The sequence below is a fragment of the Burkholderia sp. MS389 genome (assembly GCF_016899425.1).
Classification (GTDB): domain Bacteria; phylum Pseudomonadota; class Gammaproteobacteria; order Burkholderiales; family Burkholderiaceae; genus Burkholderia; species Burkholderia sola.
On the sequence record NZ_CP045995.1, the window covers coordinates 1,292,196 to 1,306,724 of the forward strand.

Sequence of the window (14,529 nt, forward strand, 5' to 3'; positions counted from 1 at the left end):
GAATCGGCGGGCGAATTTTCGATCGACGGGCTTTTCCTATCGATTCCGGGCACGGCGGCCCGCATTGTTCACGTCAGTACTCGGATTCGGCCGGCCGGGTTTCCGCGTCCCGGCCGGCGGGCAACGCCCCGTCGGGCGGCCGCCCGGCGCGAGCGAACGTCGCGTACCACGCATCGGTCTCGATCAGATGGGCATGCGTGCCGGTCGCCCGCACACGGCCCGCATCGAGTACGACGATCGTGTCGGCGACCGCCGCGAGCGCCGGCTGGTGCGTGACGACGATGCGCGTGCGCTGCCCGCGCAGCGCGACGAGGGCATCGCGCACGCGCCGCGCGCTCAGCTCGTCGAGGCTCGCGGTCGGTTCGTCGAACATCAGCACCGGCGCCCGCGCCAGCAGCGCACGCGCCAGGCACGCCCGCTGGCGCTGCCCGCCCGACAGCAACTGGCCGCCCGGCCCCACGTCGGTGTCGAGGCCGTCCGGCAGGCGCTCGGCGTCGTGCAGCAGACCAACGGCATCCAGCGCGGCGCGCAATTCGGCATCGGTCGCGTCGGGTCGCCCCATCCGCACGTTCCACGCGAGGCTGCCGCGAAACAGCCCGTTGTCCTGGAACACGAGGTTGCGCGTCGCGGCAAGCGTCGCCTCGCTCAGGTGCCGCGCGTCGGCACGGCCGAGCAGCACGCGCCCCGCGCACGGATCGTCGAGTCGCGCGAGCAGGCCGAGCAGCGTGCTCTTGCCCGCCCCCGTGGGGCCGACGATCGCGACGAAGCCGCCCGCCGGGCAATGCAGGTCGATCCCGTCGAGCAGCGTCGCGCCGCTGGCCGATCGATAGCCGACGCGTACCGCGTCGACGCTCGCATCGTGCACCGGCGTGCCGCGCTCGGGGCTGTCGAAACGCGGCGCGTGCAGCACGGCGAGCACCGTGTCGAGCGCGCGCCAGCCGCCGCGCAACGCCTGGTCGAGCTGCGTGAGTTGCGCGAGCGGCTCGATGAAGCGCACGAGCAGCACGAGTACCGCCACGGCCGTCGCCGCGTCGAGCCGGCCAGCCGCGACCGTCCATGCGCCGCCGAGCAGCATCGCGACGAACACGCCCTGCACCGCGCCCGCGAACCCGAGCGCGATCGGCAGCGAGCGCCGCATCAGCGCCCGCGTGCGACGATGCTGTTCGTCGAACGCGCGCTGCAGCGCCGCGCGCGCATCGCCTTCGCGGCCCGCGAAGCGCAGCAACCCCTGATGCGCGGCGAAGGTCTGAAGCTGCACGGCCATGTCGCGATCGCCGGCGGCGCGCGCCTGTTCGAACGTGAGCGTGCGCGCACCGCCGCGCTCCAGCAGCGCGAACAGCAGCACGGCCGCCGCCGCGAGACACAACGCGATGCGCCAGTCGATCCATGCGAGCCCCGCGACCACCGCGAGCGGCGTGACGACCGCGCCGATCAACGGGCCGAGCAGGTGCGCGGGAATGCCCATCGCCCGCATCACCGGCCCGCGCAGCAACCCGGCCGGATGACTGTCGCGCAAGGCCTGCCACGATGCGATGCGCGGCAGGTATTGCACGAGGCGTTCGACGAGACCGACGGCCAGCGCACCGCCCGCGCGATAACCGCGAAGTTGCGCGACGTAAAGCACGAGCGCATGGCCCAGCGTCAGCGCGCCTAGCACGGCCGTCCAGTGCAGCGCGGCAGCCTGCGCGCCGGCGAACCAGGCGCGGATCAGCGGCACGAGCAGCAGCCCGCACGCGCCGTCAAGCAACGCGGCGGCCACGGCCCAACTCACGCCGCGCCATAGCGCGCGGCGCGTTTCGCGCGGCAGGCACTGCAAACGTTTGAGTTTGAGCGATTGCGTCATCATGCGGCCTCCCCGCCTGCTGCGTCGCGTTCGTGCCAGAGCCGCGCATACAGCCCGTGCGCGGCCAGCAGCGCCGCATGCGTGCCGCGCTCGACGATGCGGCCGCGTGCCATCACGAGAATCTGGTCCGCATGCCGGATCGCGTCGAGATCGTGACTGACGATCACGCGCGTTCGCATGTCGGCGCGCAATGCGTTGCGCAATGCGCGCCCGGTTTGCGGATCGAGCGCCGACGCCGGTTCGTCGAGCAGCAGCACCGGCGCGCGCGACAGCAGCGCACGTGCAATCGACAGCCGCTGCAGTTCGCCGCCGGACAGCCGCACGTCGCGACCGCACACGCAGTCGTAGCCGCCCGGCAATGCGTCGATGCGTGCGTCGAGACAGGCCGCGCGCGCGGCGGCGCAAATCGCGTCGCGATCGGCATCGGGGCGGTACAGCGCGATGTTCGCGGCAATCGACACATCGTCGAGCGCGGTCGCCTGCTGGAACACCATCGCGATCTGTTCGCGGCGCGTTGCCGACGCGAGCAGCCGCAGATCGGCGCCGCCGAGCCGCACCGTGCCGCGATCCGGATCCATGAAGCGCGCGAGCAGCATCAGCAGCGTGCTCTTGCCCGCGCCCGACGGCCCGACGATCGCGGTGGTCGTGCCGGCCGCGATCGTCGCGTCGATGTCGCGCAGGATCGGCTCGCCGTCGATGTCGACCTGCACGCCGCGCAGTTCGATCGATGCATCGCGCGGTGCCTGTGCCGCGCCGTCGACGGGTTCCTGCAAGCCCGGCTGCGCGAGCAACGCATCGAGCCGCGCGGCGGCCGCGCGTGCCTCGCGCAACGCATCGGCGCCGTGACCGAGCGCGCGCACCGGCGCCGCGACCGCCCAGATCAGCAGCGCGAACGCGCACAGCGTGCCGACCGGCAACTGCCCGGCCGTCAGCCACGTCGCGCCGGACACGACCCACGCGAGCAGGAACGGCGTGCCGAGCAGCACCTGCGTGCAGGCGCCGAGGCCGCCGATGCGGCCGACCCACGCCGAGAACGCGTGCGAGAAATTCCCGGCCGACGCCAGCGCGGCCGCCTCGATGCCGGCGCCCGGATATTGCCGCACGAGCGCCGGATTCTGCGCGAGCTGCGCGTAGTCGCCCATCAGCCGTTCGAGCGCCGCGTTGCGCGCCGCGAAGGCCGGCGCGAATCGGGCCGACCGCATCCAGCGGAACAGCGCCGCACCGGCGACGAGCGGCACGAGCGCGAACGCGAGCAGCGCCGGATTCAGGTAAAGCAGGCACGCGAGCGCCGCGCACGGCACCACGACGAGCTGCGTGAGATCGGCCGGTGCATGCGCGACGAGCTGGTGCAGCGCGCGCACGTCCTGGTCGACATGGCGCGCGACGCGGTCGCTGCCCGCGCGCGCGAACCAGCCGAGCGGCAAACGCTGCAGATGATCGGCGAGGCGCTTGCGCAAGCGGTCGCCGAGATCGGCGTCGACGCGGTGCGTCAGGTGCAGCGCGACCGTCTGGCCGCCCAGCCAGCACGCGCCGGCCGCCGCGGCCGCGACGAGCCAGCCGCGCGCCGCCGCGTCGAGCTGCGCCGTCGCGCGCCATGCGTCGGCGAGATGCGCGAGCGCAAGCCAGGGCACGAGCGACGCGACGCCGGCCAACGCCTGCAACGCCACCGCCGTGACGAGCGGCACCGCGAACGGCCGCAACATTGCAAACAACGCCCCCTTCATGCGGCAAGCTCCAGCAGCATGCCGAGCGTCGCGGCGCGCGCATCGCCCGGCGGCTGCTCCGGAAAACCGAGCTGCGCGGTCAACTGCTGCCAGACGCGCGCCACGTCGATGCTGCGCTGGTTGCACGCGTGCAGCCCGTCGCCGGCCACGAGCCGGTCGACCGCGCGCACGGCCGCCTGCGGCCAGCAGCGCGCATGAATGTCGCCCCACGTGTCCTGTGCGTCGTCGCAGATCTGGATGCTCGGCATGGCATCGCCGGCCGGCTCGCCGAAAATCGGGAACAGGCCGTTTTCATCCATCGCCGGCTCGCGCAGCGCGGGCGCCCACCACAGCGGGCCGTGCGGCGACGCGAGCGTCCACGTGCCGGCGTCGGTCGTCAGCGTGATGCCGAACAGCAGGCTCATCCGGCCGTCGTCGGCCGCCGCCATCTCGTTGTGCACGCGCAGCGACACCGGCGTTTCGGCGAGCACCATCGCGCATTCGCGCATCGACGACAGCGCCGGCCCGATCGGTTCGACCGACCACGGCCCGACGCCCTGCAACGCGGCCGCGAGCACGTCGAGCGCCGCGTAGCTCGCCTGCACCGAACACACGACATCCGCATGCACCGGCGCGCTCGTCTCGCGCAGCCGTCGCGCGACCGCGATGAAGCGCGCGACGACCGGCAGGTTCGGATAGAAGCTGTTGAGCAGGCAACGGCGCCCCTCGCGCGACGCGGTGCGCAACACGCTGTCCCATTCGTCGGGCAGCAGCGGATGCTCGATCACGACGTCGATCCCGCGTTCGAGCAGCCGGCACGCGAGCGCTGCGCCCTGCTCGCCACGCGCCGCGCCGCCGACGGCGACGCAGGCGACGCGTACGTCGTCCGGCAACGCGTCGACGCAATCGAACACCGGCGCGCCGACGCGCGCGGCCAACGCCGCCGTGCGCGCGCTGCCCTGCCCGAGGATGCCGGCGACGCGATACGAACCGGACGCCGCGAGGCCCGCCGCATAGAACTGACCGAAACGGGAGCCGGCCACGACGACCGGCAGCGGATGGACCTTCATCGTGCCTCCTTCAGGCGGGTATCGACGAACGCGGCGTTCAGGCAGTCGAAATGACCGCCGGGGATATCGACGGCGGTGATGCCGCCGAGCGCCTGCGCCGTCCAGTAGTCGGTGAGCGCCGCGCGCTGCTGCGGAATCAGCGGGTTGCAGCGCTCCGGCACGAACAGCCGCAACGCGCCCGCATACGGCGCATCGCCGGCCCAATGGCACGCCTGCACCGAATGCATGAAGAGCCGGTAGAGCCGCTCGCGCTCGTCGAGCAGCGGATGTGCGAGCGCGTCCTGCATCGACAGGCCGGCCGCCGCGCGCAACACACGGTCGCGCAGCACGTCGAGCGGCTCGCAGCGATCGCCGAAGATTTCGAGCTGCGCCTGCAAGCTGCCGGGCGCGAGCCGCGCGGGGGCCGCCTTCAACGCGTCGGCGAGCGCGTCGGCCAGCACGTACGTCTCCGGAAAACCGAGCGCGTCGAGCGGCAGTCCGAGCGTCGCCGCGAAGTTGAACAGCACGAGCCGTTCGTCCTCGATCAGGTAAGGAATCCGGTAGCTCGACACGATGTCGAGCGTGCGCACCGCGACGCCGAGCTGCACCAGCGACTTCGCCATTTCCAGCGCGACCAGCCCGCCCGAGCAATAGCCGAGCACGTCGACCTCGCGCGCGCCGCTGCGCCACAGCGCCTCCGCATAACGCCGGCCGAGCGTCGCGTTCAGGTGCCGCGCCGGCAGGTCGAGATAGTCCTGCGCGTCGCGCACCGCGAAGCCGAGCACCGGGCCGAGCCGCGCGAGCGCGGGAAGCACCGGACGATACGCATGCACGGTGCCGAGCCCTTCGTGCACGATCACGCGCGGCACGCCGTCGCCCGGCGCGAGCGGAATCGGCCGCACGCCGGCGCGCACGCGCGGCGCCGGCGCGTGGACGACCGTCGATGCACGCGGTGTGCGCAACGCGGCCGGCGCGGCCGTCGGCGGCGCGCTCGCCGGCTGTTCGCCTGCGTCGCGCAGGCATTGCGCGAACGCGGCCGGCGTCGGCTGCGCGAGCACCCAGCGCAGCAGCCGGTCGAACGGATGTGCATGTGCGAGCGGTTCCTCGCCGCGCAGCCGCGACACGAGCTGCGCGATCAACAGCGAATCGCCGCCCGCGGCGAAGAAGTCCTGATCCGGCGAGACGTCGCGCGTATCGAGCACGGTTTCCCACAAGCCGATCAGCCTCGCCAGCAGCGGATCGGCGGCCGGCGTCGCCACCGGTCGGACCACCGGCGGCGCCGGCTCGCGGATATCGGCGATGCCAGCCAGCATACGGCGGTCGATCTTGCCGTTCGCGGTCACCGGCAAACGTTCGAGCACGCGCAGTTGCGACGGCACCATGTAGCCCGGCACGCGCTCGGCGACGAACGCCAGCAGCGCATCCGGCGCGATGCGCGCCGCGCCGCGCTTCACGTGGGCCAGCAGGATGTCGTAGCCGAGCGCGGCGAGCGGCGTGTCGGGCGCGACGCACCCGAGCGCGCGATCGCCCGCTTCCGCCTGCAGCCAGTCGAGCCACTGCGCGTGCGGCACGAACAACCGTGCCGATGCGGCCCGCGCGTCGTCCGGCGTCTCCATCATCAGCGCCTGACTGATGCTGATTTCCGGATGCTCGGCCGTCAGCTCCTGGATCACCCACCACGCATCGGCGGCCGATAGCGCGCGCAATCCGGCGATCAGCGCGACCGTATCGCGCGCATTGTTCAGCGCGCCGGAGCTGATCGTCAGGTCGACCGAATGCGGCGCAATGCCCTGCGCGTCGCAGCGCGCGTTCATGTCGAAGCGCACGAAGCGCATCCACGGATACGCGGCGAAACGCTCGCGCGCGGCCGCGAGGAAGTAGCTCGACACGTCGCTGAACAGGTAATCGATGCGCGTCCCGGCTTCGACCAGCGGCGCGAGCGCGTCGACGATCGCCCGCGTCGCGGCGGCCGTGCCCGCACCGATCTCGAGGATGCGCCACGCGCGCTGCGGCTCGCGCTCGATCACCGCGCGCACGGCCTGCGCCATCCCGCGATGCAGCGCGCGGGCATGTTCGCCGTCGCTGTACATCGCTTCGGCGATATGCGGAGCACCTTCCGGGAACATCAGGCCGGCCGGCGATACGCTGCCGTCGATCTGCGCGTCGAGACATCCGGCGCTATCGCGGAAGTAGTCGACGAGCACGGCCGGCCACAGCTCGGGCGACGCGTGTTGCGCGAATGCGTCCCAGCAGGCAAGCGCGTCGACGATGTGCGCGTCAGGCCGCATGCGCCAACCGTCTTCGGCGTCCGCATCCAGGACGCGATGCGCGACCAGCATCGCGAGCCAGTGGCGCAGCAGATACCGTCGCGCCGCCGGCACGCGCAGCCGCTCGCACAGCGTCGCGAAACCGGTCGAGCCGTCCGTCGTCAAGCCGCCGGCCGGCACGATCCACGCGGCGAGCGACGCCACGCATGCCGTTTCGAGCTGCGCGACCGAACGCGACACGTCCGCCTGCGTGGGCCAATGCGCGGCGTCGAATGCCGCACGCACCTGCGTCGCTACGTCATGCAGCGCATCGTCCTGCGCCGACGGCGGCGCTTCCGCGCCCTGCAGCGACACGAAGCTCGCGAGCCGGCGCTCCGCGCCGTCGCCCAGCACGATCGTCGCGGCCGCGCCGACGAGCGGATGCGCGGTCAGCGCCGCGTCGATCTCGGCCAGTTCGATCCGGTAGCCGCGGATCTTCACCTGATCGTCCTGCCGCCCGAGGAATTCGAGCGAGCCGTCGGCGCGCACGCGCCCGAGATCGCCGGTGCGATAAAGCCTGCGCCCGTCCGGATGACGGATGAAGCGTTCGGCCGTCCGCACGGGATCGTTCGCATAGCCCGTTGCGAGCCCGACGCCGCCGATATGGATCTCGCCGCGCACGCCGGGCGGGCACGGCCGACCGAGTGCGTCGAGCACCTCCATCGTCTGCCCTGTCAGCGCGCGGCCGTACGGAATGCTCGCGAGCTGCGTGTCTTCGGGGCGGATCGGATGCTCGATCGACCAGATCGACGCTTCGGTCGCGCCGCCCAGGCTGAACAGCGCGCTGTCGGGCCAGCGGCGCCACCAGCGGGCCGGCAGCGTCACCGGAATCCAGTCGCCCGACCACAGCACGCGGCGCGGGCCCGGCACGTCGAGCGCCGGTTCGCCTTCGAGGTAGTCGATCAGCATTTGCCCCTGCGCGGGCACCGAGTTCCATAGCGTCACGCGATGGCGCGCCATCAGTTCGGCCCAGTGCGACGGATCGTTGCCGCGCGCCGGATCGGGCAGCACGATGCATGCGCCGCGCGCGGTTGCACCGAAGCAGTCGTAGACGGACAGGTCGAAGCTCAGTTCGGCCAGGCCCAGCACCACGTCGCCCGGGCCGACCGCATGCCGCGCGCTGATGTCGGCGAGCGTGTTGCACACCGCCGCGTGGCTCAGCATCACGCCCTTCGGCTCGCCGGTGGAACCCGACGTGTAGATCACGTAGGCCAACGCATCGCGGGCGACGTCGCACGCGGCGCGCGGCGGCCATTGCGGATCGATCGGCAACGCATCGATATCGATGCGCATGCAACCATCGTGTTCGAATGCGAGCGCCTGCACGCTGACGACCGCACGTACCCGCGCATTGCGCAGAATGGCCTGCTGCCGCAGCGCCGGCTGGCGGCTGTCGACCGGCACGTACGCGGCGCCCGTCTGAACGATCGCGAGCACGGCCGCGAGCTGGTGCGCGCACTTCGGCATCAGCACCGCGACGGTGTCGCCCACGCCGACGCCTGCGTGCTCCAGCGCCGTACGCAGCGCCGCCGCGTGTTGCGCGACGTCGCGATACGTGCGCGCCCCCTGTGCGTCGATCACGACCGGCGCATCGGGCGTGCGCAACGCCTGCGCGGCGAAACCGGCCGCGATATGCGTATCCGCATCCGGATGCACGTCGGCGACCGGCGCAGCGGACGGCAGCACGATGTCGCCCGCACGCGACCACCATGCGGCATCGTCGGCCAGCCGGCCCAGCAGCGCGACATACGCATCGAACATCGCGGCCGGCATGCCGTCCGGAAACAGGTCGTCGCGTACGTCCCAGCCGATTTCCAGCCCGCCGAACTGGTCGGTCACCTGGCAGTCGAGCCATACCTGCGGCGTCTGGCTGATCATGTAGCGCGGCGGTTCGGCGCGAGTCGCCTGCTCGCCGAGCAGGCGCCCGACGCTGCCGATCCCGCTCGTGAACACCACCGGCATCAGCGCCGCCTCCTTGCCGCGCCGCCGCGCGAGTTCGCGCATCACGTCGACGCCGGTGAACGCGCGATGGTCGAGATCGTCGAACATCCGCGCGCCGATCGTGCGGGCGCGCTCGACGAAATCGCGCCCGTGCGTCGCATCGACGGCGAGCAGACTCAGTGCGGTGAAATCGCCGAGCACCGCATCGATGCGCGGATGCACGGGCGGACGGTTCAGCACCGTCAGGTTCAGGCAGAACGCCGGCGCCTGGCTCCAGCGGCCGACGATCTCGGCGAACGCGGCCAGCGCGACGCTCGCCGCGCTCAGCCCGAAACGGCTCGCATGGCCGCTCAGCGCGGCCCATTGCGTGCGATCGAGCCGCGCATGCCGATGCGTGAAGCGCGGCGGCGCGCCGGTGTGCAGCACGGGCACGACCGGCAAATCGGGCCGCGCGGGCAGCGCGTCGATGCGAGCGAGCCACCACGCCTTGTCGCGCGCATGGTCGGCCCGCGTGCCGGCCTGTGCTTCATGCATCACATAGTCGCGAAACGTCGCGTCGAGCGGCGCGGGCCGCCATTGCGGATCGTCGTAACGACGCCGCCATTCGGCGAGCAGCAATTGCAGGCTCGCGTAGTCGATCAGCGTGAAATCCACGGACAGGTGCAGCACCGCGACGTCCGGCCCGACGCTCACTTCCGGCTGCAGCACCGGCCAGCGGTCGAGTGCATGCACCGCATGATCGAGGCGCTCGCGCACGCGGTTCAGGTGTGCGTCGAATGCGTTCGCGTCGGCGTCGCGCAGGTCGTGCACGGTGAGCGGCTGCCACGGCACGTCGGGCAGCACGCGCTGCCATGCGTTGTCCTCGACGATCGCGCGCAGCATCGGATGGCGCGCGACGCATGCATTCCAAGCGGCTTCGAAGCGCACGCAGTCGAGATCCTTCGGTTCGTCGTATTCGACGTATAGATGGCATGCGCTGCCGCCGAACTCGAACGATGCGTGGCGGCCCAGCACATACGCGGCCTGCACCGGCGTCAGGGCGAACCGTTCGTACTGGCGCGCCGGATCGCTGCGCCATGCGCCGTCCTGAAGGAAGCGGACGAACGCGTCGCGTTCGGCCTTGATGCGCGCGGCGAGATCCGCATCGAGCGCGCCGGCCGGTGCGCGATAGCGCAACTGGCCGCCGTCGTCGCACCATAGTTCGATCTGCCGTTCGCGGCAGAGATCGAGCACGTCGTCGAAGCTCACAGCACGCCCTCCTCGATCGTCGCGACCGATGCGTCGCTGTCGGCGGGCACCGCCGACGTCAGTTCGTCGAGCTGCGCCGCGAGACCGGCCAGCGTCGGCTGCCGGTAGAACGCGGCCATCCCGATCCGCACGCCGAGCCGCTCGCGCAGTTGCGCAAGCAGGCGCGTCGCGAGCAGGCTGTCGCCGCCGAGCGCGAAGAACGTCGCGTCGCGCGCGTTCGCCGCGCGGCCGAGCGCCTGTTCCCAGCAGGCCAGCAATATCGCGTGCCGTTCGTCGGTCGGCACGAACGCGTCGTGCGCGGCCGGTGCGTCGCCGAGTGCGCGCGCGAGCGCATCCCCGACTGCGCGGCGGTCGATCTTGCCGTTCGCGTTGAGCGGCCAGCGAGGCACGCACCACAGCGCATCGGGGCGCATTGCGTCGGGCAACCGGTCGCGCAGCCAGTCGGCCAGGGCCGCCGGTGCGATCGGCTCGCCGACCCGGCGCGCCGCGATGCAGACGAACGCCGCCGAGCGCCAGCTCCGCGCATCGAGCGCGAAACCGCAGGCGTGGGCGGCTGCCGCGAGCGCATCGCCGGCGAACGGCCGCGGCGGCGACGCATCGCCCGCGACGCTCGCGACGAGTTCGCGCAGCGGCGAATCGCGCAGCACGTCGGCGAGCAGCAGGCGGCCGTCGGGCGCAAGCAGCGCAGCCGCGATCCGGAACGTGTCGCGCGGATCGTCGCGCAGATGCGCGGCCGCGAAACTGATCACGCAATCGAATGCGCCGAGATGGCGTGCGGGCAGCAAGCCGTCCTGCATCGGCTGAAGCGCCGGCATCGTTCGGGCGAAGCGGGCCCGGGCGGTGTGCAGCAGGCCCGGCGACACGTCGAACAGCGTCACGTCGAAGCGTGGATCGTCAAGCACGCCGAGCCCGGCATCGAGCGGCTGCCCAGCGCGGACGTCGAGCACCGCGACGCGCAATGCGCGTTCGTTTGCCGCGGCCTGTGCGTCCAGCGCGCCCGCAAATTCGTGCAGTGCGCGCGCGCCGTCGGGCAAACGCGTCGCGAACGCGAGCGGCGCCACGCACGGGTCCAGCGGCACGCGCTGCGCGGCGGTGTCGGGCTCGGCGGCGAGCGCGCGCAGCGCTGCCGTCAGGTCGTCGAGATCGGGGGCCTGCCAGTCGAGTCGATCGAGCGCATCGTCGATGGCAATCGATGCGTCGCCCTTCGCGCGCCAGTGCGCACGCAGCGACGGCGGCAAGCCCGCGTCGCCGTCGCGCAACCGGCCGGCAACGGCATGCGCGACGGCCGCTTCCGCCGGCATCGTGTCGGCCGTGCCGGCTTCCGCGAGCGACGACGGCGCGGGGTCCGATGCTGCGCAATCGGCCGGCACGAACGCCGCGACGATGCGCGCGGCCTCGCCGTGGACGACGCTCGCGCACGCGCCGTCGATCCGCGGATGCGCGGCCAGCGCCGCCTCGATCTCGCCGAGTTCGATCCGGTGCCCGCGCACCTTCACTTGCCGATCCTCGCGCCCGAGGAATTCGAGCGTCCCGTCCGGCCAGTAGCGGCCGCGGTCACCGGTGCGATACCAGCGGCCCGACGCGTGCTGCACGAAACGCTGCGCGGTCAGCTCGGGATCGTTCCGGTAGCCGCGCGCAAGACTGTCGCCGCCGATCAGCAATTCGCCCGGCACGTAATCGGGCGCATCGCGCCCGTCGGCATCGACGACGCGATACGCCTGCCCCGGCAACGGCCGCCCATACGGAATCGAACGCCAGTGCGGCGGCACGTCGCGCACCGTCTGCACGTTCGACCAGATGCCGGCCTCGGTCGCGCCGCCGAGCGCGTGGAACGCACACGCGTCGCCGCAGCGCTCGCGCAGGCGCGCCGGCAGGTCGAGCGCGATCCAGTCGCCGGACAGCAGCGCCGCGCGCACGCTGCGGCACGCGTCGCGCGGCGCCGGCACGGCGAGCGCCATTTCCAGCAGCGCGGGCGCCGAGTTCCACAGCGTCACGCGGTGCTGCGCGATCAGGTCGATCCAGCGCGCCGCATCGCGCGCTTCGTCCTGCGTCGGCAGCACGAGTTCCGCGCCGGCGCCCAGCGCGCCGAACAGGTCGTACACCGACAGATCGAAATCGAGCGCCGACACCGCGAGCAGCCGATCGTCCGCGCGCACGCCGAGCAGCGCATCGATCGCGTCGATCGTGTTGAGCGCCGCCGCGTGCGTCATCTCGACACCCTTCGGCACGCCCGTCGACCCGGACGTGTAGATCACGTAGGCCGTCGCCTGCGGCGCGACTGCAAGCGGCGCGGCCAGCGGCGCATGTCGCAGCAGCGCGGCGACGCCGACGTGCGGCAGCGGCCCGTCCGCGCACGCGGTGTCGCCGATCACGGCCTTCACGCCCGCCGCACGCTCGATCAACGCCTTGCGCGCGACCGGCTGCGCGATGTCGAGCGGCACGTAGCACGCGCCGGCCGCCAGCACGCCGAACACGGCCGCGACCTGCGCGGGCCCGCGCGGCAGGCTGATCTCGACCGCATCGCCGTGGCCGATCCCGGCCACCCGCAACCCGCCCGCGATCGCGAGCGCCTGCGCGGCCAGTTCGCCGCGCGTCATCGTGCGGTCGCCGCATCGCACTGCGACGGCAGCCGGCTCGCGTGCGGCCAGCGCGAAGAAATCGTGATGCAGCGTGCGCACGCGGCCAGGGGCCGGCAACGCGTTGAGCGCATCGCGCACGCGCCGCTGCGCGGACGGCAGCCCGACCGCGATCGGCAGCCGCCAGTCGCGATCGCACAGCGCCTGCACGAACGCCACATACGCGCCGAACATCGCGTCGATCATCCCGTCCGGGAACAGGCCGTCGACGCTGTCCCACGCGAGCAGCGCGCCGCCCGGCACGCGATAGAGCTGATGGTCGAGCCACACCTGCGGCGTCTGCGAAATCATGTCGTGCAGATCGCCGAACACCCGCGCGAACGCATCGGGCACGAACGATTCGTCGCCGAGATTGCACGAAAACACGATCGGCGCCGCGCGCGGCGTGCCGTGCCGACGCGCATCGCGCAGCACGTCGAGCGCCGGATACGCGGCGTGCGCGATCGCACCGTGCAGCCGCTGCTGGAACGCGCGCACCGCGTCGGCCGTGCTCGCATCGGCGTGCACGTCGCATTCGACGAGCAACAGCGTCGTGAAATCGGCGATCACGCGGCCCAGATCGGGCGCATCGCCGTGCCGGTCGAACAGCGGCACGTTGAGCAGGAATGCGTGCCGGCCGCTCCAGCGCGCGAGCACGGCCGCGAACGCCGCGCCGAACACCGACGACAGCGTGACGCCATGCTGCGCGGCGCGCGCCTGCAGACGCGCGAGCTCGTCCGTGCTCAGCGTATGCGAGACGCGGCTGAAACGCGGCGCGCGAATCGTGTCCGGCGCACGGGCGAGCGGCAGCGCCGGCCCTTCCGGCAGCGTCGCGAGCCGCGCGTGCCATGCGTCGCGCGCCGCGGCCCGCGCATCGCGCGTTTCGGCCGCGCGACGCGCGAGCCAGGCCGGGAACCACGTCGACGGCGCAGCGGGCAGCGCCGACGGCTCGGCATACGCGACGCCGATCTCGTGCATCAGCAGCCGCACGCTGTCGACATCGGCCGCGAGCAGGTCGACGCTGAGCCACACGCGATCCTCGCCGCCGGGCATCTGCACGAGCCCGATCATGAACACTTGCGCGTGCTCGACGTCCAGACATTCGTGCGAGCGGAACGCGCGCAGCGACGCCCATTCGGTTTCCGCATCGGCCGCCGTCCGGTCGCGCCAGTCGGCGTGCGCGAACACCGGTGCGTCCGACTCGGCGAGGATCTGCTGGCGGCCGCCGTCGAAACGCGCGCGCAGCATCGGATGACGCTCGCGCACGCGCCGGCACGCGATGTCGAGACGAACGGGATCGATCGCGCGGCTGCGGAATTCGAGGAACGCGTGGCAGCTCACGTTGCCGAGCACCTCGCCGTCGCCGCGGCCGAGCCAGTACGCCTGCTGCACCGCGGACAACTCGAACGGCGCATGCACGTCGACTGCTTCGGAAGCAGCGGCGGCTTCCGCCCGCGCGATACGCGGCGCGTTCGTAAGCAACGCAGTCCACGCACCGAGCGTCGGCGTGCGTGCGAGCGCGTCGAACGTCAGCGCGTGGCCGAGCCGGTTCACGCGCGTTTGCAGATACATCAGCCGGATCGAATCGAGGCCGCAACTCAGCAGGTCCTCGTCGTCGTCGAGCGACGCGATCTCGTCGACGGATTCGTCGAGCAGCTCGGCGATCAGTGCGACGAGCCGTGCGCGAAAGTCAGGGGGAGCACAACAGGAAGGATCGGAATGGTCGGTAATGGAATCGACAACGGTCTGGCTCATGGGCACGCCTTGTATGGGTCGTTCGACGGCGGGTCCGCGCGGCGGCGGCCACCCGTGAATGAGAATCTA

At 72.1% G+C, this 14,529-nt stretch carries 5 protein-coding genes; all 5 read right to left on the minus strand.

Annotated features, from left to right (window positions below; genetic code table 11):
- Positions 1–73: 73 nt before the first annotated feature.
- Genes GJG85_RS22220 through GJG85_RS22240 form a run of 5 tightly spaced genes read right to left on the minus strand, consistent with a single transcriptional unit; the run spans position 74 to position 14,460 of the window.
- A complete protein-coding gene (locus GJG85_RS22220; protein ID WP_204384414.1) occupies positions 74–1,846 on the minus strand; it encodes an ABC transporter ATP-binding protein in 1,773 nt (590 codons plus the stop codon).
- On the minus strand, positions 1,843–3,567 hold the full coding sequence (locus GJG85_RS22225; protein WP_204384416.1) for an ABC transporter ATP-binding protein: 1,725 nt from the start codon (positions 3,565–3,567) through the stop codon (positions 1,843–1,845). The genes GJG85_RS22220 and GJG85_RS22225 overlap by 4 nt, the downstream gene beginning before the upstream one ends.
- Complete coding sequence (locus tag GJG85_RS22230; protein ID WP_050012364.1) at positions 3,564–4,616, minus strand: Gfo/Idh/MocA family oxidoreductase; 1,053 nt, start codon at positions 4,614–4,616, stop codon at positions 3,564–3,566. The genes GJG85_RS22225 and GJG85_RS22230 overlap by 4 nt, the downstream gene beginning before the upstream one ends.
- On the minus strand, positions 4,613–10,090 hold the full coding sequence (locus GJG85_RS22235) for a non-ribosomal peptide synthetase (RefSeq protein WP_204384417.1): 5,478 nt from the start codon (positions 10,088–10,090) through the stop codon (positions 4,613–4,615). Before GJG85_RS22235 ends, GJG85_RS22230 begins: the two co-directional genes overlap by 4 nt.
- Entirely contained in the window at positions 10,087–14,460 is a 4,374-nt protein-coding gene (locus tag GJG85_RS22240; RefSeq protein WP_089489609.1) for a non-ribosomal peptide synthetase, read from the minus strand. The genes GJG85_RS22235 and GJG85_RS22240 overlap by 4 nt, the downstream gene beginning before the upstream one ends.
- Positions 14,461–14,529: the final 69 nt, after the last annotated feature.

Bases quoted from the DNA above. Each gene is read 5' to 3' on its own strand.
- GJG85_RS22220 (WP_204384414.1), bottom strand. From the start codon at position 1,846: ATGATGACGCAATCGCTCAAACTCAAACGTTTGCAGTGCCTGCCGCGC.
- GJG85_RS22225 (WP_204384416.1), bottom strand. From the start codon at position 3,567: ATGAAGGGGGCGTTGTTTGCAATGTTGCGGCCGTTCGCGGTGCCGCTC.
- GJG85_RS22230 (WP_050012364.1), bottom strand. From the start codon at position 4,616: ATGAAGGTCCATCCGCTGCCGGTCGTCGTGGCCGGCTCCCGTTTCGGT.
- GJG85_RS22240 (WP_089489609.1), bottom strand. From the start codon at position 14,460: ATGAGCCAGACCGTTGTCGATTCCATTACCGACCATTCCGATCCTTCC.